This is a genomic window from Streptomyces tyrfis, assembly GCF_037034285.1.
In the GTDB taxonomy this organism is placed as follows: Bacteria; Actinomycetota; Actinomycetes; order Streptomycetales; family Streptomycetaceae; genus Streptomyces.
The window spans coordinates 45,587-67,862 of the sequence record NZ_JBAGJZ010000002.1 but is presented as its reverse complement, the minus strand read 5'-3'; the positions used below and the strand labels follow the sequence as shown (position 1 = coordinate 67,862).

Genomic DNA, 22,276 nt, shown 5'->3' with positions numbered 1-22,276 from the left:
CACAGAATTCTCAACGATCCTGTGGATAACCCGAGTTGGCTGTGGAACAAACACATGGACGGGAAATTGCTTGAGCAAATAAAATTGTGCCGGTGAAGCATCGCAAAATGCGGATGCGACCCGGAACCCGCCCGGGCACTCTGGGCTCATGGACGCTCATCGCACCGTCAAGGTGTCCAAATACCTCTCGAAGCATCTGCGCCACCAGCCGGAACGAATCGGGATCACGCTCGACGCCCAGGGCTGGGTGGCGATCGACGAGCTGCTGCGCGCCACGGCCGGACACGGCTTCCGCCTCACCCGGGCCGAGCTCGACCATGTCGTCGCCACCAACGACAAGCGGCGCTTCGCCGTCGAAGGGGACCGCATCCGTGCCAGCCAGGGCCACACCGTCCCGGTCGACCTCGGCCTCCCGCCGTCTGAGCCGCCCGCGTACCTCTACCACGGCACGGTGGGCCGAGCGCTGGACGGGATCCGCAGCGAGGGCCTGCGCCCCATGAACCGCACGCATGTGCACCTGTCGTCCGATCGCGAGACGGCGACCAGGGTGGGGGCGCGACGCGGCCGTCCGGTCGTCCTGTCCGTGGACGCCGCCGCCATGCGTGAGGCGGGCCACACTTTCTACCTCAGCGCCAACGGGGTCTGGCTCACCGACGCCGTGCCCCCGGCGTTCCTGCGCTTCCGCGAGTGAGCCCGCCGGCCGGCCGAACGGCCGGCTGGCCGCTCCGGCGCCGCGCGCCCCCGCCACCGCCGCCCAGGCGCCGATCGCGGCCCGGCCGACGACGGACCGGCCGGCTACGGACCGGGCCGGCTACGGACCGGGCCGGAGCCGCGACGGAAGCGGTCAGCTCACGCTCATGCCGCGCTCCGGCCACCCGCCGCGCTCCTCGCGCATCGCATTGATCTTCCGGGACGCCTTGAGGAACGAGTGGTCCGTCCGGCCGTCGTCGGCCGACGACGTGCGGGATTCCTTGTCCATGGTCAGGCGCCGCGAAAGGCTGTCCGGACCTTCCCCGAACTCGTAGCGGACCAGCTCCGCTTCCTCGGACAGCTTCCGGAAGCAGACGAATGCGGCCGCTGCTGCCACTCCCCTCGTCTTCCTCCCGCTTGTTCGGCGGTACGAAGTCCTGTTGTTCAACGGTACGAAGTCCTGCCCGCCGCTCGCCTGACACGGCCTGATCCGGATCGCCCCGTCCTCGTCCAACCGCCGTTCAGGGCCCTGCGGCCTCCACGGGGCCGGCCGTGTCCGGCCCCTCTGTGCGGGACCGTCCCGCGTGAGACGCCATGGCAACGGCATCCGTCGCCACGTCGGCGCGGCTTCCCGGCTCCGGCCGCTCCGGCAGCGCATCCGTGGCGGCGGAAGGCCCCGCGTATCGTCCGAGGCATGCGTCTGAGCACTGTGATTCTTCCGATCCACCGCTGGAACGAGGGCCAGAAGTTCTGGCAGCGCGCCGAGGACATGGGGTTCCACACTGCCTACACCTACGACCATCTGTCCTGGCGGACGTTCCGCGACGGACCCTGGTTCGGCGCGGTGCCGACTCTCACCGCCGCAGCCGCCGTCACCCGGCGGATGCGCCTGGGCACCCTCGTCACCTCGGTCAAGCCTTGTTCACCTGTCGCGGGCTGAGCTGCCGAAACAGGGCAAAGGCTCAGCAGGAAAGTTACGTACCAACTGACCAGTCGGTGCTCCGCGATGACTACCGCCGGCCGCCGATGAGCCCACTGAGGCGGTCGCCGATGACGGATACGCCCGGACGGGGCTCGTTGGCGTAGTACCAGGGCTTGCGCCGGCGCAGCAGCGCCTCGCCGTGCTCGGTCCAGGTGAATCCGGGGTTACGCAGCAGCTTCTGGAACACCGTGTCGGCTGTCTCCGGGTGGGTGGCGACCAGTCGGCGGATGGGCAGTGGCGTGATCGAGTCCTCGCGCAGGTACGTGCGCAGCAGATCCTGGTGCCGCCTGCGGCCTGTAAGGGTCGGTTCCGCGAAGAGGTCCCGCAGCATTCCGTAGTCGGCGTAGAAGTTCAGCCCGTCCACCTCGTCGTAGATGACACCGATGGTGTCCGCCTCCGCGAGCTCACGCGGCAACTCGAACAGTGGCAGGTCCGGGCCGGGCGGCCGCTTGTGCCGGGAACGGCTGGACTGTGCCGGGGTGGCGGTGTCCTGGCGGTGGTGGTAGTAGGCGTTGAGGAGGCTCTCGGCGTCGGCGGGTGGGAGCACCAGTTCGTCGTTGCCGCAGAACTCGACGAACGCGGCCCGGTCCTCTCGCATCCGCTGCCACCCCTGCTCGATGTTCGCGGGGTTGCGGAAGACCAGTTCGGGGCAACTGGTGGCCAGTTGGAGCGCCGCCTGCGCAATGTCTGCGGCACTGGACCTGGGGTAGTACGACATCGCCCCGGACACCAGCCACACCCCGTCGACCGGTTGGACAGGAACCAGGCAGGTGTGGAGGAATCCCTTCTTCGAGACTCCACGGAACGCCGCTCGCCCGACGTTCGAGTATGTGCGGTACTCCAGGTCGTCGACCAGGTTCAGCAGGACGACGGCATCCCCGTCCTTCCGCTGGACCTCGAAGACGCCCTCGACAGGGTCACGCCAGCCGAGCAGCATCTCCCGGTCGGCCGTGGTCAGGTCCTTCCGCCCCGCGAGGAACCGGTCCAGCACGGAGGAACCGTCAGGCAGCCGGTACCGCAGGACGAAGTGGTCGATGATCCGGACGGCCTCGCCCTCGCCCAGTTGCCGCCCGGGCCCCGTAGCCTCCAGCAGCAGGGGTGTCAACCACCGGTCGAAGCGGGCGCTCTGAGCGAAGGCGACCAGTTCCTCCTTCAGCTCGGAACTGCGTTCGATGAGGCCGGCGAGCGTGACTCCACCCGCGCCGTGTGCGGCGTCAGCCACCGTGAGCCCTTTCGTGCGAACCGGTCCCGTGTGAGGTAAGAGGTGCCTGGCCCCCGCCGACCCAGTGGCGGTACGCCTCGATCCACTCCACACCATCGGGCGCGGGGCGGGCAACGGCGGATCCAGGATGCCGATCGACTGCCGGACGCGGCCACGAGAACACCGGGCGACGGCCCTGCCCTCGGACGAGAGGCCAACACCGCGCACCGTCACCTCGACACCGAGAACCGCGGTGGCGAAGGGCAGATCGAGAGGTGATGCTCCAGCATGGCGAACAGGGCGGTCCGCTGCTCGTCCTCGCCGCAGGCGTGCACCGTCGCCTCTTCGATCACGGCCTCAAGTCCGGCCCTGTCCAGTGTGCCCATGACGCCACGGTAGCGGCCCCCGACGCGATGTCGGCGTGGTCTGCCGAATCTCCTGTGCCACCCGGCGCATCGGCGGCGGCAGGAAGTCCGCGTATCGTCGCAACATGCGTCTGAGCACGGTGATCCTCCCCATCCACCAGTGGGCCGAAGGACAGAAGATCTGGCGGCGGGCCGAGGACCTCGGCTTCCATGCTGCGTACACGTACGACCATCTCTCCTGGCGGAGCTTCCGCGACGGACCCTGGTTCGGCGCGGTGCCGACTCTCACCGCCGCGGCCGCCGTCACCCGGCGGATGCGCCTGGGCACCCTCGTCACCTCCCCCAACTTCCGGCACCCGGTCACCCTGGCCAAGGACCTCATCACGCTGGACGACGTCTCCGACGGTCGCGTCACCCTCGGCATCGGCGCGGGCGGCAGCGGCTTCGACGCGACGACGCTGCGCCGGAGCGGCGAGGTGCCGTGGACGCCGCGCGAGCGGGCCGACCACTTCGACGAGTTCGTGCCGCTGCTCGACCGGCTGTTGCGGGAGCCCTCCGTGACGCACGAGGGCCGCTTCTACTCGGCGTACGAGGCCCGCAACATCCCCGGCTGCGTCCAGCGGCCGCGGCTGCCGTTCGCCGTGGCCGCCACCGGTCCGCGCGGGATGGGGCTCGCGGCGCGGTACGGGCAGGCGTGGGTGACCACGGGCGACCCGAAGCTGTTCGAGACGGGCACCCCGGAGCAGTCCGTGAAGGCCCTCCGGGGCCAGCTCGACCGGCTGGGCGCGGCCTGCGAGTCCATCGGCCGGGACGCCGCCGAGCCGGACAAGATCCTGCTCACCGGTTTCACACCGGACCGTCCGCTGGAGTCCTTCGACGCCTTCGTGGACTTCGCGGGCACCCACTTCGCACTGGGGTTCACGGAGATCGTCGTCCACTGGCCGGTCCCCGGCTCCGACTTCGCCGCGGACGAGAAGCTCTTCGAGCGCATCGCCACCGAGGCGCTGGCCGAACTGAGCCGCTGACCGGACCGGGGTCGTCCGGTGGGCCGCCCGCCCTGAGCCGGGCCGGGCCCCGCCCGGAGAACACGGAGCCGGGGCGGGCCCGCCCGCCGGACACCGCCCGCCGGAAGCCCGGCCAGGACGTGGGGCACAGGACGCGGGGAGCCGGCCCGGAAGCGAGGCATGGGACGCCGGGCGCGGGGCATGGGGAGCGGGCCGCCCGGTGCCGGGCGGCCTCGTGGGCGTCCGCTCGGCCGGGGCCCTCCGACGGCCACCGGGCCCGGCTCTGGCATATGCCGCAGGCATGTCCCCCGGTCAGGCGCGCGCATCCTCATGTGTGCGCCCCTGCGCACGGCCGTGCGTCCCGGTACGCGAGAATGGGCAGGTGACCTCAGCTACCGACACGCCTTCGCCTGCCGTTCCCCGGCTGATCGCCACGGACCTCGACGGCACCCTGCTGCGCGACGACAAGACCGTCTCGGAGCGCACGGTCGCCGCGCTCGCCGCCGCCGAGGAGGCCGGGATCGAGGTCTTCTTCGTCACCGGGCGTCCGGCCCGCTGGATGGGCGTCGTCAGCGACCACGTCCACGGCCACGGGCTGGCGATCTGCGCGAACGGCGCCGCCGTCGCCGATCTGCACGCGGACGGCAGACTGATCAAGGTCCGCCCGCTGGCCCGCGAGATCGCCCTCGGCGTCGTGAGCACCCTGCGCGCCGCCGTCCCCGGTACGAGCTTCGCCGTCGAGATGACCAGCGGCATCCACTACGAGCCGGCCTACCCGCCGCTTCACGTGGACCCGGGCGCCACCGTCGCCCCGGCCGAGAAGCTGCTCCGCGAGGAGGTGCCGGGCACCGGGGCCCCCGTGCTGAAGCTCCTCGCCCACCACGCGGAACTGGCCCCGGACGACTTCCTCGCCCTCGCGCAGACGGCGGCCGGCGACCGGGCGGACTTCACCCGCTCCAGCCCCACGGCCCTGCTGGAGGTCAGCGGGCCGGGCGTGTCCAAGGCCAGCACCCTGGCGCTCTGCTGCGCCGAGCGCGGCATCTCGCCCGCCGAGGTCGTCGCCTTCGGCGACATGCCCAACGACGTGGCGATGCTCCGCTGGGCGGGCACCTCGTACGCGATGGGTAACGCGCACCCCGCCGCGCTGGCCGCCGCGACCGGACGGACCGCGACCAACGGCGACGACGGCGTCGCGCGCGTCATCGAGCGGATCCTCGCCGCCCGGCGATAGGCCCTGTCGTCAAACCGCTGCCCACCGCGGCCCCCGCCCGGGGGCCGTCCTGCCCAGGCGCCCCGTCACCCGCCCAGGGGCCGTTACGCCGCCCCCGCCGACGACCGGGCCCCGCCACCCCGCCGCTGGACCCGCCACCCCGCCGGCCGCCCTCGCCGCCGGCCGCCCTCGCCGCCGGGCGACCGGCCCGCCGCGGCCAGTCGCCGCGCCGGCCGGTCTTCCCGCGCCGGTCAGAGCGGGACCTGCCACACCACCGTCGTGCCGCCCCCGTCCGCCCCGATCCCGGGCCCGAACCAGCTCGCGCCGCCGAGCGACTCCGCGCGGCGGGCCAGGTTCCGCAGCCCGCTGCGCCGACCGCCCTCGGGTATGCCCACCCCGTCGTCCGCGACCGACAGCCGCACCGCGTCCCTCCCGTCCGGCAGCACGGCGGCCGCGTCGACGACCACCTCGATCGCCGACGCCCCGGCGTGCCGGAAGGCGTTGGACAGCGCCTCGCGCAACGCCGCGATCAGGTTCTTCCCCGTCAGTTCGCCGACCAGCGAGTCGACCGGGCCGAGAAAGCGGTGCGCGGGCTTGAAGCCCAGCGGGACCGCCGCCATGTTGATCTCGCGCAGGACGCGGGTGCGCAGTCCCGACGGCGCCTCGGCCGGTTCCTGCTGCAACGCGAAGATCGCCGTACGGATCTCCTGAATGGTCACGTCCAGCTCGTCGACCGCCCGGCCGACCCCGGTCCGCACCTCGGGCGCCGCCGACCGGCGCTGCGCGCTCTCCAGCATCATCCCGGTGGCGAACAGCCGCTGGATGACCAGGTCGTGCAGGTCGCGGGCGATCCGGTCGCGGTCCTCGTACACCGCGAGCCGTTCCCGGTCCCGTTGCGCCTCCGCCATCATCAGCGCCAGCGCGGCCTGCGAGGCGAACTGCGCGGCGAGGGCCCGCTCGGTCCGCGTGAACGGCCTTGCGCCGCGGGCGCGGGGGGTGGCGAGCGCCCCCAGCACCCGGCCGCCGCTGTGCAGGGGCAGCAGCATGCTGGGCCCGAAGCAGTCGGCCAGCCCGGTGGTCATACGGGAATCGACGGCCGGGTCGTCCACGAAGACCGCCTCGCCGTCCAGCAGTCTCGCCACCGCCGGGCTCTCCGGCCCGATGATCGTCCCCAGCGAGGCGGAGGGCGTGCCCGCGGAGACGGCGACGATCTCCAGACCGCCCGCCTCGGCCGGCAGCAGCACTATCCCGGCCGCGGACGCGGCGAGATGGCGGGCCTGTTCGGCGACGACGCAGAGCGCGTCGTCGGCGTCGCCGCCGGAGAGCAGGGCGGTGGTCACGGCCACCGAACCGTCGATCCACCGCTCACGCTGGCGGGCCGCCTCGTAGAGCCGGGCGTTGCCGATGGCGATTCCGGCCTCCACGGCGAGCACCCGCAGCATGCGGAGATCGTCGTCGCCGAATTCGCCGCCGTCCTTCTTCTCGGCCAGATAGAGGTTTCCGAAGATCTCGCCCTGCACGCGGATCGGGACGCCGAGGAAGGCGCGCATCGGAGGATGGCTGGGCGGGAACCCGGCGAACCGCCGATCGGCCGTCAGGTCCGCGAGGAGCACCGGGGCCGGGTCCCGGATCAGCGCGCCGAGCAGCCCCCGGCGCCCGTCGGGGCGGCGCCCGATCGCGCGGGCCACCTCGTCGGGGACGCCATGGGCGACGAAGTCCGAGAACTCGGCGTTCTCGTCGTCGACGACGCCGATCGCCGCGTAGCGGGCATGGGCGAGTTCGGCCGCCGTCTCGCAGATCCGGTCGAGGGTGGAGTGCAGTTCCAGGCCCGTGCCGACGGAGCGCATGGCCTCCAGCAGTCGCGGGACCCGGGCGGCGAGTTCGGCGGACGGGCCCCGTGAGCCGCCGATCGCCGCGGCCGCGGCTCCGTGTGGGTCCTTCGGGTCCTGCTCCGGCATACCCCGAGAGTAGTTAGTACCCATGAGGGAGGAAAGTCGGCTGTGTCCCCACCCGGTCCGCACCCACCGGGAGCGGACGGCCGCGGGGTTGCCTGCATCGGCTCCCGCTCACGCCGACGCCCGCCTCGCGCACCGACATCTCCCGCTCACGCCGACGCCCGCTCTCTCGCCCCGGTGTCTCCCGCTCACGCCGACGCCCCCTCCCTCGCTCACGCCGAAGCCCCTCTCTCGCATCCGCGTCCCCCGCTCACGCCCGTACGCCCGCGAGGTTTCGCGCCGTCTCCGTGCTCTCCCGTTCGCGCTCCAGCATCCTGCGCAACGGCCCGTCCGCGGCGGCGAGATCGGCGTACGGACCGGCCTGCACGACCCGGCCCTCGTCCAGCACCAGCACCTCGTCCACGGCTTCCAGCCCCCGCAGACGGTGGGTGATGAGCACCGTCGTACGGCCCAGGGTGGCGTCCAGCAGGTCGGCGGTCAGCGCGTCCGCGGTCGCCAGGTCGAGGTGCTCGGCGGGCTCGTCCAGGACGAGCACGGGGAAGTCCGCGAGCACCGCGCGGGCCAGCGCGAGCCGTTGCCGCTGACCGCCCGAGAGGCGGGCGCCGTGCTCGCCGACGAGGGTGTCGAGTCCCTCGGGCAGCGCCTCCACCCAGTCGAGCAGGCGGGCGCGGTCCAGGGCGGCCCGCAGCTCCTCGTCCGTCGCCCCGGTGCGGGCCAGGCGCAGGTTCTCCCGGATCGAGCTGTCGAAGACATGGGCGTCCTGGGCGCACAGGCCGACGAACGTCCGGACCGTGTCCCCCTCCAGCGCGGCGGCGTCGACGCCGCCGATCCGGTACGTGCCCGCGTCGGCGTCCAGGCAGCGGAGCAGGACCTGGGCCAGGGTCGTCTTCCCCGAGCCGGACGGCCCCACGACGGCGATCCGCCGGCCGGCGGTCAGGGTCAGGTCCACCGCGTCCAGGGCATCCCGCTCCGCCCCCGGGTAACGGGCCGACAGCCCCCGCACCTCCAACGGGAAGGGCGAGGCGGGACGGGCGGCCGGGGCGTCCGGTTCGTGCACGGGCAGCGGGGCGTCCAGCACCTCGTACACCCGCTCCGCGCTCCGCTCGATCCGCTGCCGGTACTGCACGGCGAGCGGCAGACCGGTCACCGCCTCGAAGGCGGCGAGCGGGGTGAGCACCACCACCGCGAGCTCCACCCCCGCGAGCCGGCCGTCGTGCACGGCGGGCAGGGCGACCAGTGCGGTGGCGACGACGGTGAGTCCGCCGATCAGGGCGGTGAGTCCGCCGCCGAGCGCGGTGGCCGCCGCCGCCCGGGCCGCGATGCGGGTCAGCACGCCGTCGGCCTCCCGGGCCCGCGCCGAGCGGGCGGGCAGCGCCCCCGCGACGGTCAGTTCGGCCGTCCCGCCGAGGAGATCGGTGACCCGGGTGGCCAGATCGGCGCGGGCGGGGGCGAGACGGCGCTCCACCTGACGGGAGCAGGCGCCGCTGATCCACGGCACCCCCGCCCCGGCCAGCAGCAGCCCGGCGGCCAGCACGGCGCCCGCCGCCGGCAGCAGCCAGCCGACGAATCCGGCGGTGGCCGCGCCCACGACCACCGCGGTCCCGACGGGCAGCAGCCAGCGCAGCCAGTAGTCCTGGAGGGCGTCGACGTCGGCGACCAGACGGGAGAGCAGGTCCCCGCGCCGGGTCCGGCGCAGACCGGCGGGCGCGATCCGCTCCAGGCTCCGGTAGACCGCCACGCGCAGTTCGGCCAGCATCCTGAGCACCGCGTCGTGCGACACCAGACGCTCGGCGTACCGGAAGACGGCCCGGCCGAGGCCGAAGGCGCGGGTCGCGGTCACGGCGACCATCAGATAGAGCACCGGGGGCTGCTCGGAGGCGCGGGAGATCAGCCAGCCGGAGACGGCCATGAGCCCGACGGCCGAGCCCAGGGCGAGGCTGCCCAGCAGCAGCGCGAGCGCCAGCTGTCCGCGCCGGGCCCCCGCCGCCTTCCGCACCCGGGCGAGGACGTGTTCCCTACGGGTCGTGGAGCGGGGCGGCGCCGCGGTCTCCCCCGGCCCGGCGGGGCCGCCGTCGCGGGGGGCCGACGGCCGGGGCGCCGGGGCGGTCTCCCCGGACTCCCGCCGTCCCGGCGTCGCGGCCGGTTCGAGGGCCACCACCCGGTCGGCCACCGCGAGCAGCGCCGGCCGGTGCACGACCAGCAGCACGGTCCGGCCGACGGCGAGCCTGCGCACCGCCTCGACGATCCCCGCCTCGGTCTCGCCGTCCAGGCTCGCGGTCGGCTCGTCCAGCAGCAGCACCGGGCGGTCCGCGAGGAAGGCGCGGGCGAGCGCGAGCCGCTGGCGCTGGCCGGCGGAGAGGCCCGCTCCGTCCTCGCCGAGGAGGGTCCGCTCGCCCTCCGGCAGCCGTGCGACGAAGTCGTACGCCCCCGCGTCCCGCAGCGCCGCCATCACCGCCGTGTCGTCCGCGTCCGGGCGGGCCAGCCGCACGTTCTCCGCGATCGTGCCCGCGAACAGGTACGGCCGCTGCGGGACCCAGGCGATCTGCTCCCGCCAGCGTTCGAGGTCCAGCGTCTCCAGGTCGGCGCCGCCGACCCGTACCCGTCCCTCGTCGGGGGCGGTGAAGCCCAGCACCACGTCGAGCAGGGTGGACTTGCCGACGCCGCTGGGGCCGGTCAGGGCGACGGTCTCGCCCTCCTCCACCACCAGCGTCGCCCCGGCGAGCGAGGGCTCGCCGCGGCCCTCGTGCCGTACGGTCACGCCCTCCAGTTCCAGCCGCAGCGCGTCCGGGACATAGGCCGTGCCGCCCTTGCGGGGCTCGGCCTCCAGGACGGCGAAGATCTCCTCCGCGGCCGAGAGCCCCTCGGCCGCGGCGTGGTACTGCGCCCCGACCTGGCGAATCGGCAGATACGCCTCCGGGGCCAGGATCAGCACCACCAGCCCGGTGTAGAGGTCGAGTTCGCCGTGCACCAGCCGCATGCCGATGGTGACGGCGACCAGGGCCACCGACAGGGTCGCCAGCAGTTCCAGGGCGAAGGACGACAGGAACGCGATCCGCAGGGTCCGCAGCGTGGCCCGCCGGTACTGCGAGGTGATGGCGCGGATCGACTCGGCCTGGGCCTTGGCCCGGCCGAAGACCTTCAGGGTCGGCAGTCCCGCGACCACGTCGAGGAAGTGACCGGAGAGCCGGGACAGCAGCCGCCACTGACGGTCCATCCGTGACTGGGTGGCCCAGCCGATCAGGATCATGAAGAGCGGGATGAGGGGCAGCGTCACCACGATGATCGCCGCCGAGACCCAGTCCTCGGTGACGATCCTCGCCAGCACGGCCACCGGGACGATCACCGCGAGTCCGAGCTGCGGCAGATAACGAGCGAAGTAGTCGTCGAGCGCGTCGACCCCCCGGGTGGCGAGGGTCACCAGGGAGCCCGAGCGCTGGCCGCTCAGCCAGCCGGGCCCGAGCTCCGTGGCCCGCGCCAGCAGCCGGCCGCGCAGTTCGGACTTGACCGCCGCGCCGGCGCGGTGGGCCGCCAGTTCGGTCAGCCAGGAGACCAGGGCCCGGCCGAGCGCGACCGCGGCGAGCAGGATCAGCGGGGTCCGCAGCCCGGAGACGGTCAGCCCGTCCTCGAAGCCGCCCACCACCACCTCGGCGACGAGCATGGCCTGGGCGATGACCAGCGCCGCCCCGACCGTTCCCAGCGCCACCACGGCCGCCAGGAAGAAACGGGTGGCTCGGGCGTGACGGAGCAGACGCGGATCGATCGGTTTCACGTGAAACAGCCCCAAAGTGAACTCGTCGTCGGACCGGGGCGGGGCCTGCCCGGCCTCTCGGCGCGGGACAGGCCCCCGGTGCGCTCAGTGCGCTTCGGCGATGTGCTGGGTGCCGATGCGCTTGCGGAAGACCCAGTAGGTCCAGCCCTGGTAGAGCAGGACGAGCGGGGTGGCGATGCCCGCGCACCAGGTCATGATCTTCAGTGTGTACGGGCTGGACGAGGCGTTGGTGACCGTGAGGCTCCAGGCGTCGTTCAGCGAGGACGGCATGACGTTCGGGAAGAGCGTCAGGAAGAGCATGGCGACCGCGGCCGCGATGGTCACTCCGGAGAACGCGAACGACCAGCCCTCGCGTCCCTTGGCGATCGCGCCGATCGCGGCGAGCAGCGCCAGCACCGCGACGATCATCGCCGCCAGGCTCCAGCCGTTGCCCCGGTCGGCCTGGGTCCAGACCAGGAACCCGAGCGCCAGCACCGCGGTGACCGCGCCCAGCTTCAGCGCCAGCGCCCGTGCCCGGTGCCGTATGTCACCGACGGTCTTGAGCCCGGCGAACACGGCTCCGTGGAAGGTGAAGAGGGTGAGCGTGACCAGCCCGCCGAGGATGGCGTACGGGTTGAGCAGGTCCCAGAAGTCGCCCACGTACTCCTTGCCGGCGTCGATCTTCACCCCGCGCACGATGTTGCCGAAGGCCACGCCCCAGAGCAGGGCCGGGATCAGCGAGGTCCAGAAGATCGCGCGCTCCCAGTTGGTCTGCCACCGCTCCTCGGGCCGCTTCGACCGGTATTCGAAGGCGACCCCTCGCACGATCAGGCAGACCAGGATGAGCAGCAGCGGCAGATAGAACCCGGAGAACAGGGTGGCGTACCACTCGGGGAACGCGGCGAAGGTCGCGCCGCCCGCGGTGAGCAGCCACACCTCGTTGCCGTCCCAGACCGGCCCGATGGTGTTGATCAGGACCCGCCGCTCCTTGCGGTCGCGGGCCAGCAGCTTGGTGAGGACACCGATCCCGAAGTCGAACCCCTCCAGGAAGAAGTAGCCGGTCCAGAGGACGGCGATGAGTACGAACCAGACGTCGTGGAGTTCCATCTCTCAGCTCCTCTGCCCTCAGTAGGAGAAGGCCATCGGCCGGTCGGCGTCGTCGTGCTCGTCGCCGCCGATCTTGGTGGGCGGGTTGAGGTCGGCCTCGGTGAGCTCCGGCGGTCCGGCCTTGATGTACTTCACGAGCAGCTTGACCTCGATCACCGCGAGCGCGGCGTAGAGCAGGGTGAAGCCGATCATCGAGGTGAGCACCTCGGCCTGCGAGACTCCCGGGGAGACCGCGTGCCGGGTCTCCAGCACTCCGTAGACGACCCAGGGCTGGCGGCCCATCTCGGTGAAGATCCAGCCCCACGAGTTGGCGATCAGCGGGAAGGCCAGGGTCCAGAGCGCCAGGATCCAGTAGAACTTGGCGAACTTGGGGCTGAGCGCCTTGTTCTTGAAGAGGACCAGATTCGGGACTTCGTCCTCGCCGGTCCGCAGCGCCGACGGCAGCATGAACTTCCGTCGCGTCAGCCACAGTCCGAGGAGGCCGAGGCCGAAGGACGCCATGCCGAACCCGATCATCCAGCGGAAGCTCCAGAAGGTGACCGGGATGTTGGGCCGGTAGTCGCCGGGGCCGAACTTCTCCTGCTCGGCCTTGTTGACGTCGTTGATGCCGGGGACGTACGAGCTGAAGCTGTTGTCCGCGAGGAAGGACAGCAGCCCGGGGACGGAGATCTCCACGGTGTTGTGGCCCTTGGCCACGTCACCGACCGCGAAGACCGAGAAGGGCGCCCCGTCCTCGCCCTCCCAGAGGGCCTCGGCGGCGGCCATCTTCATCGGCTGCTGCTTGAACATGACCTTGCCGAGCTGGTCGCCGCTGACGGCGGTGAGGAGTCCGGCGATCACGACCGTGACCAGTCCCAGCCGCAGCGAAGTCCGCATCACCGGGATGTGCTTCTTGCGCGCCAGATGGAACGCGGCGATGCCGACCATGAACGCGCCTCCGACCAGGAAGGCGGCGGTGATGGTGTGGAAGAACTGGGCGAGCGCGGTGTTCTGGGTGAGCACGTGCCAGAAGTCGGTCAGCTCGGCGCGGCCGCGTTCCTTGTTGATCCGGTAGCCCACCGGGTGCTGCATCCAGGAGTTGGCCGCCAGGATGAAGTAGGCGGAGAGGATGGTCCCGATGGAGACCATCCAGATGCAGGCGAGGTGGATCTTCTTGGGGAGCTTGTCCCAGCCGAAGATCCACAGCCCGATGAAGGTGGACTCGAAGAAGAACGCGATCAGCGCCTCGAACGCGAGCGGGGCTCCGAAGATGTCACCGACGAACCGCGAGTAGTCGGACCAGTTCATGCCGAACTGGAACTCCTGGACGATGCCGGTGACCACGCCCATGGCGATGTTGATCAGAAAAAGCTTGCCCCAGAACTTCGTCGCCCTGAGGTACTTCTCCTTGTTCGTCCGCACCCAGGCGGTCTGCAGACCCGCGGTGAGCGCCGCGAGAGAGATCGTCATCGGAACGAACAGGAAGTGGTAGACGGTGGTGATCCCGAACTGCCAACGCGCCAGTGTCTCTGGCGCCAGCGCTAGCTCCACGTCGTCTTCTCCTTACATCGCCGCGATCGCACGGGAAGTTTGCCCTGTTAAATCCGATTAATCACGGGAAGAACAACACGCTTGTGAACGCGTTCACATTCACAAGCAATTATGACGCACGGGCTTTCGGGATGTTCGGGCGGGGTACCCCCTCTCGGGATGTTCCGATCAATCCGCCCGAAGGCAGACACATGACGCCGCCAAGGGCGCCGAGGACCTCCGCGCCTGCCTGCCGGGCTCCTGCCGCGCGGAGGACAGGCGGAGGACAGGCGGAGGACAGGCGGAAGACAGGCGGAAGACCGGCAGAAGCACGGCCGGCGGTTTCGACGGCAGCCTCGGACAGGCCCACCCGTGGCGGAAAATCACCATGACCAAAGTCACATGGCGAAACTCGTATCGTGGACACCCACGGCTCGGACCGCGGACACCACGACCGACCACACCACGACCGAGGGCCCCGCACCTCTCACCGATCGAGGTACGGGCCCCTGGGCTCCCGGCGACGCCGCGGCTCCGCGACGCCATGACTCCACGCTGCCGCGACTCCACGGCCCTGCGACCCTACGGCCCTGCGGCTCCGTGACGCCGCGACACCGTGACGCCGCGCATCCGCGGTCCTACATCTCCCTGCGGTACGACTCCGCCACCTTCAGGAACAGGTCGTTCGCCTCGTCCTCGCCGATCGTGACCCGCACGCCCTCACCCACGAACGGCCTGACCACCACGCCGGCCCGCTCGCACGCCGCGGCGAAGTCGGCCGTGCGCTCCCCCAGCCGCAGCCACACGAAGTTCGCCTGGGACTCCGGCACCGTCCAGCCCTGCTCCGTCAGCGTCCGCAGCACCCGGTCGCGCTCGACCACCAGGGAGCCCACGCGCCCCAGGAGTTCGTCCTCCGCGCGCAGCGAGGCGACCGCCGCGTCCTGCGCGAGCTGGCTGACGCCGAAGGGCACCGCCGTCTTGCGCAGCGCGGCCGCCACCGGCTCGTGGGCCACCGCGAAACCGACCCGCAGCCCCGCCAGGCCGTACGCCTTGGAGAAGGTGCGCAGCACCGCCACATTGGGCCGGTCCCGGTAGATCTCGATGCCGTCCGGCACCTCGGGGTCACGGATGAACTCCCGGTACGCCTCGTCGAGCACCACCAGGACGTCGTCCGGCACCCGGTCCAGGAAACGTTCCAGCTCGGCCCGGCGCACCACGGTGCCGGTCGGGTTGTTCGGGTTGCAGACGAAGATCAGCCGGGTGCGGTCGGTGACCGCGTCCGCCATCGCGTCCAGGTCGTGCGCCTCGCCGTCGGTCAGCGGCACCTTCACCGAGGTCGCGCCGCTGACCTGGGTGATGATCGGGTACGCCTCGAAGGAACGCCAGGCGTAGATCACCTCGTCGCCCGGCCCCGAGGTCGCCTGGAGCAGCTGCTGCGCCACCCCCACCGATCCGGTCCCGGTGGCCAGGTGCGAGACGGGCACGGCGAAACGTTCGGCCAGCTCGTTCATCAGGCCGGTGCAGGCCATGTCCGGGTATCGGTTGAAGTTCGCGGCCGCGGCCAGGGCGGTCTCCATCACCCCCGGCAGCGGGGGGTACGGGTTCTCGTTGGAGGACAGCTTGAAGGCGACCGGTCCACCGGCCGCCGCGGGCTTGCCCGGCACATAGGCGGGGACACCGTCCAGCTCGGCGCGCAGCTTGGGGCTCGTCTCGCTCACCGCAGATCCTCCTCGACCGTCTGTACACATCAATACTGCTCACCTTATGAGGATTGGACGCCGCTGCGAATGGCCCGTGACCCCAATCGTCCGGTGCGACCGGGAATGGGGGGAGCGCATTCCGCCTTGACGCGCGCCGGTGGCTCACGCCGTGGCGCGCGTCCCTCGAAGAGGTGAGATGAGGCCTCTTCGAAACATCAGCCATTTAGTAGGCCCATCGGGTCCGGCACCTCACACACCGCGCCTCATCCGGCCAACCACCTGGCCTTATAAGGAATTTAACGTCCTGTGATCATGCAGAAACGTGCCTGTCAACGCGCGAATATGCGGCCGGGCCGACCTCCCGCGCGGCCCCTACTATCGGCACGCCATGACAGCAGCAGGGAAGCACCAGGTGAGCCGGGCGGAGACGCCCCGGCGCGGCGGCCGGCAGGGACGAGCGGGTATCCGGGACGTGGCCGCCGCCGCCGGGGTCTCCATCACGACCGTCTCCGACGCGCTCAACGGCAAGGGCAGGCTCCCGGACGCCACCCGCCGCCATGTCCGCGAGGTCGCAGAGCGCCTGGGCTACCGCCCGTCCGCCGCGGCCCGAACCCTCCGTACCGGCAAGTCCGGCCTCATCGGCCTGACCGTGACGACGTACGGGGACGAGCCCTTCACCTTCACCGAGTTCGCGTACTTCGCCGAGATGGCCAGAGCCGCCACCTCGGCCGCGCTCGCCCGCGGCTACGCCCTGGTCATCCTGCCCGCCACCTCGCGCCACGACGTCTGGTCGAACGTCGCCCTCGACGGCACCGTCGTGATCGACCCCTCCGACCAGGACCCGGTCGTCACGGAGCTGGTACGGCAGGGGCTGCCGGTCGTGTCGGACGGACGGCCGGCCGGGAGCCTGCCGGTCACCGCCTGGGTCGACAACGACCACGGGGCCGCCGTGCTCGACCTCCTCGACCATCTGGCCGCCGCCGGGGCCCGCCGCATCGGCCTGCTCACCGGCACCACGACCGACACGTACACCCGCCTCTCCACCTCCGCGTACCTGCGCTGGTGCGAGCGCGTGGGCCAGGACCCGGTGTACGAGTCCTACCCCGCCCACGACCCGTGCGCGGGCGCGGTCGCCGCGGACCGGCTGCTGGCCCGCCCGGACCGCCCCGACGCCGTCTACGGGCTCTTCGACCCCAACGGCACCGACCTCCTGGCGGCCGCCCGCCGGTACGGGCTGCGCGTCCCGGAGGACCTGCTGCTGGTCTGCTGCAGCGAGTCCACCGTCTACGCGACGACCGAGCCGCCCATCACCACCCTCTCGCTCAAGCCGCGCAGAATCGGCACGGCGGTCGTCCAGCTGCTGATCGACGCGATCGAGGGCGTCGACCACGACGGCCCGGTGGAGCAGGTCATACCGACGGAACTCATCGTCCGGACGTCCTCGCAACGCCGTCCGCCCCGCACCACGGTCAGCGCGCCACGCTCCCCTTCCAGGGATTGAACAGGCAATTTCGGACCAAACGGCCGGTGAACCTGACATGCGCCGGGATTCACCGCCCCTGGTGCGTCACACAGCACGATTCGCATTCCTATGATGGGCGCACGACACCGCGGACCGCCCCGACCAGCAGGCCCGTCAGGTGTACGGCGGCGCGACGGTGGTGGAGGGGTCGATGACACAGGGGGCCGGTCAGGAACCCGTGGTGCGGACTGCGACGTTGCGCGACTTCCGCGTGCCGCCCTATGCGCAGACCCCGGTGCCGCCCGCCTCGCCGCACCCGGGCAACGCCCTGCCCGAGGGCGTGATGCCGGAGGGGTACACCCCCACGGAGCGCGATCTCCCGGTGATCAACCGGGGCGACACCGTCCAGGTCCGGGCCATGCCCGACCCCCGCCCGAACCGGGATCCGGAGCTCGGGCCGCTGTACGTCGTGGGCGACGTCCACGGCTATCTGGACGAGTTGCTGGCCGCCCTCGCCGAGCAGCGCCTCATCGACGCCGACGGCAGGTGGGCCGCGGGCAACACCCGGCTCTGGTTCCTCGGCGACTTCACCGACCGCGGCCCGGACGGCATCGGCGTCATCGACCTGGTGATGCGCCTCTCCGCCGAGGCGGCGGCCGCGGGCGGGTACTGCAAGGCGCTGATGGGCAACCACGAACTGCTGCTCATCGGGGCCAAGCGGTTCGGCGACACCCCGGTCAACTCCGGCGCGGGCACCGCCACCTTCCAGGCCGCCTGGCTGCTCAACGGCGGCCAGAAGAACGACATGGAGCGGCTCCAGGACGTCCACCTCCAGTGGATGTCCCGGCTGGACGCGATCGTCGAGGAGGACGGGCATCTGCTGATGCACTCCGACACGACGGCGTACCTCGAATACGGCGCCACCATCGAGGACGTCAACGACACGGTGCACGCCATTCTCACGCGCAACGACGCCGACGAGTGCTGGGACCTGTTCCGGAAGTTCACCAAGCGGTTCGCCTTCCGCGACGAGGCCGGCCCGCAGGCCGTCCGGGAGCTGATGGCCACCTACGGCGGACAGCGCGTCGTCCATGGTCACAGCCCCATTCCGTACCTCCTCGGAGAGGTCGGCTCGGAGGACGGGGAGGACGGTTCCGGTCCGGTGGTCGAGGGCCCGCACGTCTACGCCGACGGGCTCGCCATCGCCATGGACGGCGGAGTGACCATGGCCGGAAAGCTGCTGGTCGTCCAGCTCCCCCTGCATGACTGACGGTTTTCCGGGAAAACGCATCCACGACCTGACCACGCCGGGCCCCGGGTCTGTTTCCGGAAACACCCTGTCACCCCGCGCGGTGGGCGCTCTACCATCGGCCCGTCCGTAGCAGGCTCTCCTCCGTTTCCGCCCGACTGCCCGGCACGAACGGGCGATCGGGCCCGACGGAGCATCGGGGGATGCACATGAGAAGCGCTCCGCACCTGCTGGCCGAGGACCGCCCGGAGTACGAGCGGATCCTCGACGACGCACTGCGCCACGCCCATCGACGGCCGGATCTGGCCGCGGTCGGGGAACGGCTCAACCCCGTGCAGCTGCGCACCATGGCCCTGAACGCCACGGAGGCGATCACCGCGACCGCCGCCACCGAGTACGACCACTACGTGCGGGCCCGCGAGGAGCTGCGCGGCGCGGCCGACGGGGAGGACCCGGCCCCCGGAGCGGACGCGGACCGTCCGGGCCGGTCGGGCGCCGGCGCGGGAGCGGTCGTCACGGTCCTCGCGCCCGTGCTCGCCGGCACCGCCGCGTTCATATTCCTGCTGGTCGGCTATCTGCTGAAGCTGCTCAGCCCGCCGCCGGCCTTCGCCTCGACCATGGTGACCGCGGGCTGGTTCTTCGCCGTGGTCATGGCCGCGGCGATCCTGGTGGCCGCGGTCGGACTGCTCATCACCGCGCTGCGCAACGGCTCGACGGCGGAGGACGCCGGGCCCGACGAGGCGGAGCTGCCGGAGGAGGTGGCGCGGGCCCGGGAGGCATGGCGGCACGCCCTGCTGGAACGGGGCATCCTGCCGTTCCTGCGCGACGCCCTCGACGACCCCGGGGCCGCGTCCGCCTCGCGCCCCCCGCAGCCCTCGCCGAACCGCATCCCGAGGGTCGGCTACAACCGCCCCGGCTTCTCCGGCCCCGACGACGGCCCGGCGGCGGGCCCCCGTCCGACCTTCACCAGCCCGGACTTCACCAGCCCCGAATTCGGCGGCCCGGAGCACCGGCCGGAATGACCGCGCCGGGACGTCGCCGGGCTCGCAGGGATGCGAGACCCGCGCCGGGCGTCGCCGGGCGCTGCCGGGGCCGTACGGACGCGAAGGGCCCAGCGGGGCGGGACGCGGCGGGGGCTGGGGCGGCCGGGGCCGTGCGGACGCGAAAGGGCCCCCGCCGGATCACAGCCACGGCTCCCTGCCGGGTCACAGCTCCCAGGCCCTGGGCCGCTCCAGCCGCTCCCACTCGGGACGGAGCAACGAGCACACCGCGACGTCCCTCCGCCGCCCCCGGTGCAGGCAAGCCGAGCGACGCACACCTTCCCGTACAAACCCCGACCGGGCGAGCACGGCGAGCGCGGCCGTGTTGTCCGTGTGGGTGAAGGCCTCCAGGCGGTACAGGGGCAGCTCCCCGAACGCCAGGTCCGCCAACGCGTCCAGGACGGCCGTGCCGTATCCGCGCCGGCGATGCCGTGCGGACAGCACCACCTCCGCTTCCGCGGTGCCGTCGGCGAGATCCTGTTCGGTCAGGGCCGCGTGGCCGATGGGAGTGCCGTCCGCGAGCACGACGAGGAAGTCGTCCCGGTCCTGATCCTCGTGCCGGCGCTCGATGCGCTCGCGCAGCGAGGCGAGCGATCGCGGCCAGGCCCCCGTCGCCTCGAAGGCCTCGGGATCGCTCCGCCACTCCTGCCACAGCTCGGCGTCGTCGGTCTCGACGGGGACGAAGCCGACTTCCCGCCCGCGCCAGCACACCTGCCGCCCCGCCCCGGTCATCCATGTCGTCGTGTAGGCCATGCGCGGATGCTACGGAGACACGGTCGTGGTGATCATCCGGTTTTGTCCCCGGCGCCGTCCCGCGCCCGCCCTCGCACCGCCCCCGCGCCCGCATCGCCGGTCCCCCACCGAGCCGGTGCGGGCCGTCAGGGCACGGCGTCCGCCGAGCCGGTGAGGAGGCCGGCCAACCGCTGTGCGGTCTCGGTCGGATGGACGGTGTGGACGAGTTCCGTACGGTGCACCAGGCGCGGTTCCTCCACCGGGACGGCGGCGAGGCCGGGAAGTGTCGCGGCCAGGGGCAGGGGCAGGGCCGTGAGTCCGTGACCGGCGGCGCCGAGCGCGGCGAGCCCGTGCAGGTCGGTCCCCCGGTGACGGATCCGGGACCGGAATCCGTCGGTCCGGCAGACCGCGCGCAGCCGGTCCAGGGGGACGGCGGTGTCGGGGGCGTCGATCCACTGGGCCTGCGTCAGGTCGGTCAGCCGGACCGACCGGCGCCGTGCCAGGGGGTGATCGTCGGGGAAGAGCACGGCCAGGGGGTGCTGGGCCGCCGCGAGGGTGGTCGTCGGGCCCAGGTCCGGGAGCGGAAGCGGGTCGCTGGGCGCGGCGACGCCGTCGACGAGCCCGAGGTCGGCCCGGTCGGTGAGGGTCTCCTCGATCACCGCTGCCCTGCCCATGATCCGCACGTCGAGGTCCAGCAGGCGGACGGCGGCGCGCAGCCGGGCGAGGGCCCGCGCGACGGCCGGGGTGAGGGCGGCGGGCGAACAGGCGAGGGTCAGCCGGGCGGGCCGGGCGTGGTGCAGGCGGGCGACGTCGGCGCGGGCGGCGTCCAGGCGCAGCAGCAGGGCCGGGGCGTGCTCCATGAGCCGGGCCCCGGCCGGCGTAGCGGCGACGGGCCGGCGGTCGACGAGCCGGGAGCCCAGGTCGGCTTCGAGCGCGGCGATGTGCTGGGAGACCGCGGACTGGGTGTAGCCCAGGGCGGCCGCCGCACGGGAGAAGGAGTGGTGTTCGAGAACCGCGACGAAGGTGCGGAGCAGATGCGTGTCCACCCGCGGCAGTATCGCTCATGCATCAGCAGTGCTTATGCCGAGTGCAGGAATCATCGTTGGACGCGATGCGGAGGCCGTCGGCAGGATGACGGCATGAAACCCATGGCGCGCATCGCTCTGGTCGGGGACCGCTCCGACGCCATCCGCTCCCACACCCGTGTCCCCGGCCTGCTGGAGGCCCTGCACGCGCGGGAAGGGCTGGATCTGGACGCGTACTGGGTCTCCACGCAGGACGCCGTCCACGGCCTGGCGGGCTTCGACGCGGTCTGGGTGCTGCCGGGCAGCCCCTACCGCAGCGAGGCCGGCGCCCTGGCCGCGATCCGCTCGGCCCGCGAGAACGGCGTCCCCTTTCTGGGCACCTGCGGCGGCTTCCAGCACGCCCTGCTGGAGTTCGCCCGCCATGTGTGCGGCCTGGACCGCGCCGCCCACGCCGAGAACAGCCCGGAGGCGGCCGCCGAGGACACCGTGATCGTCCCGCTGGCCTGCTCGCTCGTCGGCCACGAGGGCGTCGTCCGGATCACCCCGGGCTCCCGGGCCGCCGCCCTGATCGGGGCCGACCGGACCCGGGCGCGCTACCACTGCGACTACGCCCCCGACCCCGGCCACCTGGACGTCCTGCGCGCGCACGGCCTGGCGTTCACCGGCGCCGACGAGTCCGGGCAGGTGCGGATCGCCGAGCTGCCCGGTCACCCGTATTTCGTGGCCACCCTCTTCCAGCCCGAGCTGGACGGCGACGGCACCCGGGCCCACCCGCTGATCGCCGGCCTGGCCGAGGCCGCCGTCGCCCGCGCCCGGATCCGATGAGCGGGCCCGCCATGCGCTCCTGGCTCCGCCGGCTGTTCCGCTCCTACGTGCGCGTCTGCACCGTGCCCGACGCCCATGCGTCGAGCCCGCTCGCTCCCCTCGCCGACGCCGCGCTCGCCGCCGCACGCGTCGACCGCCGTCCGCGCCCGGGGGACGCCGAGGCGCCCGGCCGCCCGGACGGCGGCCGGGGCCCGTCCCCGCCGGAGGATCAGTCGGCGAGGGGCAGGTAGACGCGGTTGCCGGCCGCCGCGAACTCCCTGGCCTTCTCCGCCATGCCCTCCTCGACCTCCTCCCGCGTGCCGCCGTGCTCGCGCCGGATGTCCTGGGAGATCTTCATCGAACAGAGCATTAGCAGAGTATCCATATGCTCTAGGGTCGTGGACAGACAGCCACATGAGACCCGAGGGGGCCCCGAGGGGGCCGCCCATGGAGAAGCGCGAAGAGCTCGTCAGCAGGTTGCGCGGGGTCCCAG

At 72.3% G+C, this 22,276-nt stretch carries 19 protein-coding genes and 1 pseudogene; 9 read left to right on the top strand and 11 right to left on the bottom strand.

Annotated elements, in window-relative coordinates; genetic code table 11:
• The first annotated feature begins 148 nt into the window (after nucleotides 1–148).
• Nucleotides 149–691 carry an RNA 2'-phosphotransferase gene (locus tag WA762_RS02305; RefSeq protein WP_335932474.1) on the top strand — a complete coding sequence of 181 codons (543 nt, stop codon included), beginning with the start codon at nucleotides 149–151 and terminating at the stop codon, nucleotides 689–691.
• Nucleotides 692–844: 153 nt separating this feature from the next.
• Here WA762_RS02305 and WA762_RS02300 read toward each other — a convergent pair whose 3' ends face one another.
• Entirely contained in the window at nucleotides 845–1,087 is a 243-nt protein-coding gene (locus tag WA762_RS02300; protein ID WP_335932472.1) for a hypothetical protein, read from the bottom strand.
• A gap of 297 nt (nucleotides 1,088–1,384) precedes the next feature.
• Between WA762_RS02300 and WA762_RS02295 the strand changes: the two are divergent.
• A pseudogene (locus tag WA762_RS02295) lies at nucleotides 1,385–1,621 on the top strand (LLM class flavin-dependent oxidoreductase); the annotation flags it as partial.
• Nucleotides 1,622–1,700: 79 nt separating this feature from the next.
• On the opposite strand, the gene WA762_RS02290 reads toward WA762_RS02295, so the two are convergent.
• Both WA762_RS02290 and WA762_RS02285 read right to left on the bottom strand, forming a co-directional pair.
• A complete protein-coding gene (locus tag WA762_RS02290) occupies nucleotides 1,701–2,894 on the bottom strand; it encodes a hypothetical protein (RefSeq protein WP_335932468.1) in 1,194 nt (397 codons plus the stop codon).
• A 209-nt stretch (nucleotides 2,895–3,103) separates the two neighbouring features.
• On the bottom strand, nucleotides 3,104–3,259 hold the full coding sequence (locus WA762_RS02285; RefSeq protein WP_335932466.1) for a hypothetical protein: 156 nt from the start codon (nucleotides 3,257–3,259) through the stop codon (nucleotides 3,104–3,106).
• 104 nt (nucleotides 3,260–3,363) lie between these two features.
• Between WA762_RS02285 and WA762_RS02280 the strand changes: the two genes are divergently transcribed.
• Nucleotides 3,364–4,263 (top strand): LLM class flavin-dependent oxidoreductase, encoded by a 900-nt coding sequence (locus WA762_RS02280; RefSeq protein WP_335932464.1) that lies wholly within the window; start codon nucleotides 3,364–3,366, stop codon nucleotides 4,261–4,263.
• A 361-nt stretch (nucleotides 4,264–4,624) separates the two neighbouring features.
• Complete coding sequence (locus tag WA762_RS02275; protein WP_335932462.1) at nucleotides 4,625–5,473, top strand: Cof-type HAD-IIB family hydrolase; 849 nt, start codon at nucleotides 4,625–4,627, stop codon at nucleotides 5,471–5,473.
• A gap of 230 nt (nucleotides 5,474–5,703) precedes the next feature.
• Here WA762_RS02275 and WA762_RS02270 read toward each other — a convergent pair whose 3' ends face one another.
• From WA762_RS02270 to hisC, 5 genes are all read right to left on the bottom strand, one after another.
• On the bottom strand, nucleotides 5,704–7,410 hold the full coding sequence (locus WA762_RS02270; RefSeq protein ID WP_335932460.1) for a sensor histidine kinase: 1,707 nt from the start codon (nucleotides 7,408–7,410) through the stop codon (nucleotides 5,704–5,706).
• A 247-nt stretch (nucleotides 7,411–7,657) separates the two neighbouring features.
• Nucleotides 7,658–11,176: a thiol reductant ABC exporter subunit CydD gene (gene cydD / locus WA762_RS02265; RefSeq protein ID WP_335932458.1), complete on the bottom strand. Its 3,519-nt coding sequence runs from the start codon at nucleotides 11,174–11,176 to the stop codon at nucleotides 7,658–7,660.
• Nucleotides 11,177–11,260: 84 nt separating this feature from the next.
• Complete coding sequence (cydB, locus tag WA762_RS02260) at nucleotides 11,261–12,262, bottom strand: cytochrome d ubiquinol oxidase subunit II (RefSeq protein WP_335932456.1); 1,002 nt, start codon at nucleotides 12,260–12,262, stop codon at nucleotides 11,261–11,263.
• 18 nt (nucleotides 12,263–12,280) lie between these two features.
• On the bottom strand, nucleotides 12,281–13,792 hold the full coding sequence (locus tag WA762_RS02255; protein WP_335932454.1) for a cytochrome ubiquinol oxidase subunit I: 1,512 nt from the start codon (nucleotides 13,790–13,792) through the stop codon (nucleotides 12,281–12,283).
• A gap of 617 nt (nucleotides 13,793–14,409) precedes the next feature.
• On the bottom strand, nucleotides 14,410–15,489 hold the full coding sequence (hisC, locus tag WA762_RS02250; protein ID WP_335932452.1) for a histidinol-phosphate transaminase: 1,080 nt from the start codon (nucleotides 15,487–15,489) through the stop codon (nucleotides 14,410–14,412).
• A 370-nt stretch (nucleotides 15,490–15,859) separates the two neighbouring features.
• Between hisC and WA762_RS02245 the strand changes: the two genes are divergently transcribed.
• The 3 genes from WA762_RS02245 (at nucleotide 15,860) to WA762_RS02235 (ending at nucleotide 19,204) form a co-directional block, all read left to right on the top strand.
• Nucleotides 15,860–16,972: a LacI family DNA-binding transcriptional regulator gene (locus WA762_RS02245; protein WP_335932450.1), complete on the top strand. Its 1,113-nt coding sequence runs from the start codon at nucleotides 15,860–15,862 to the stop codon at nucleotides 16,970–16,972.
• A 172-nt stretch (nucleotides 16,973–17,144) separates the two neighbouring features.
• The gene (locus WA762_RS02240) at nucleotides 17,145–18,203 is read left to right on the top strand and encodes a metallophosphoesterase (RefSeq protein WP_335932447.1); all 1,059 of its coding nucleotides are present in this window, start codon (nucleotides 17,145–17,147) and stop codon (nucleotides 18,201–18,203) included.
• A 182-nt stretch (nucleotides 18,204–18,385) separates the two neighbouring features.
• Nucleotides 18,386–19,204, top strand: coding sequence for a hypothetical protein (locus tag WA762_RS02235; RefSeq protein WP_335932445.1), 819 nt, complete (start codon nucleotides 18,386–18,388; stop codon nucleotides 19,202–19,204).
• A 183-nt stretch (nucleotides 19,205–19,387) separates the two neighbouring features.
• Here WA762_RS02235 and WA762_RS02230 read toward each other — a convergent pair whose 3' ends face one another.
• Nucleotides 19,388–19,975 carry a GNAT family N-acetyltransferase gene (locus WA762_RS02230; RefSeq protein ID WP_335932443.1) on the bottom strand — a complete coding sequence of 196 codons (588 nt, stop codon included), beginning with the start codon at nucleotides 19,973–19,975 and terminating at the stop codon, nucleotides 19,388–19,390.
• A 125-nt stretch (nucleotides 19,976–20,100) separates the two neighbouring features.
• A complete protein-coding gene (locus WA762_RS02225; RefSeq protein ID WP_335932441.1) occupies nucleotides 20,101–21,000 on the bottom strand; it encodes a LysR family transcriptional regulator in 900 nt (299 codons plus the stop codon).
• A 93-nt stretch (nucleotides 21,001–21,093) separates the two neighbouring features.
• On the opposite strand from WA762_RS02225, the gene WA762_RS02220 reads away from it, so the two are divergent.
• A complete protein-coding gene (locus WA762_RS02220) occupies nucleotides 21,094–21,804 on the top strand; it encodes a CTP synthase C-terminal region-related (seleno)protein (RefSeq protein ID WP_335932438.1) in 711 nt (236 codons plus the stop codon).
• An 11-nt stretch (nucleotides 21,805–21,815) separates the two neighbouring features.
• Nucleotides 21,816–22,034, top strand: coding sequence for a hypothetical protein (locus WA762_RS02215; RefSeq protein ID WP_335932436.1), 219 nt, complete (start codon nucleotides 21,816–21,818; stop codon nucleotides 22,032–22,034).
• Here WA762_RS02215 and WA762_RS02210 read toward each other — a convergent pair.
• On the bottom strand, nucleotides 22,013–22,168 hold the full coding sequence (locus WA762_RS02210; protein ID WP_335932706.1) for a hypothetical protein: 156 nt from the start codon (nucleotides 22,166–22,168) through the stop codon (nucleotides 22,013–22,015). The two genes, WA762_RS02215 and WA762_RS02210, sit on opposite strands and share 22 nt — an antisense overlap.
• Between the last annotated feature and the right edge of the window lie 108 nt (nucleotides 22,169–22,276).